The organism is Burkholderia sp. Se-20378, from assembly GCF_017104665.1.
Lineage (GTDB): Bacteria > Pseudomonadota > Gammaproteobacteria > Burkholderiales > Burkholderiaceae > Burkholderia > Burkholderia lata.
In genome coordinates this window covers 1-889 of the sequence record NZ_JAAGPG010001148.1, presented here as the reverse complement: position 1 = coordinate 889, position 889 = coordinate 1, and the positions used below count along the sequence as shown (strand labels likewise).

General features: G+C 73.2%; 2 protein-coding genes. Both read right to left on the bottom strand.

From position 1 onward, the window contains the following. Nucleotides 1-659: alpha-amylase family glycosyl hydrolase (locus G3N93_RS40675; RefSeq protein WP_241026925.1), on the bottom strand; the 659-nt coding region annotated here is incomplete at its 3' end. Continuing rightward, nucleotides 656-889: 4-alpha-glucanotransferase (locus G3N93_RS40670; protein ID WP_206135594.1), on the bottom strand; the 234-nt coding region annotated here is incomplete at its 5' end. The genes G3N93_RS40675 and G3N93_RS40670, both read right to left, overlap by 4 nt.

Sequence of the window (889 nt, the reverse complement as noted above, 5' to 3'; positions counted from 1 at the left end):
GCCGCGTGGTCGCGCAGCGCCGCATGCGCGTCGGCCAGTCGTGCGCTGTCGCGCGGCGGCGCGGCGTCGAAGCGTTCGGCGAGCGCGTTCAGGTCGGCACGATTCGCGATGCGCAGGATGTCCGCATAGGTGGCGGCGGCCACCGGCAGCCGTCGTCCGGGGCACGACACGAAGAAGCGTCCGGTGGCCGGATCGGCGTCGAGCGTGAGGTCGCCGGCCGCGAGCGCTTCACCGTACGGCGTGCCGAGGCAGGGCAGCAGCACCTTGCCGTCGAGCGCCGCGTCGGGCGGATGCCAGTCGATGTCGAAGTGGCGGGCGTACGGGCTCGCGGGCCCCCATTCGAGCACGTCGTTCCACCAGCCGTTCGACGCGCCGCCGACGCCCATGTGGTTCGGCACGATGTCGACGATCACGCCCAGCCCGTGCGCGCGCAGCGCATCGACGAGCCGGATGAAACCGGCTTCGCCGCCGAGTTCGGGGTTGAGCGTGCCGTAGTCCACGGTGTCGTAGCCGTGCCGCGAACCGGGTTCGGCCGTCGCGATCGGCGACAGGTACAGGTGGCTCACGCCGAGCCGCGCGAAGTAGCCGGCGTGCTTGGCCGCGTCGTCGAACGTGAAGCCCGCATGCAGCTGCAGTCGCAGCGTCGCGCGTGGCGTCATGGGCCGGACTCCCGCGAACGGCGTGCGCGCACGACGGCCGCGATGCGGTCGCGCACCGCGGCGTCGAACAGCGTGTCGATCGCGCGCGGCAGGCGCTGCCGCCAGTTCGGGTGGCCGCAGGGCGGCCCCGGCAGGTTCGGCTGCGTGTCCAGCGCAAGCAGGTCCTCGAGCGGCAGGATCGCGAGCGGCGACGGGCTGCACGCGACGTACGCGAGCATCGCGGCGACCGA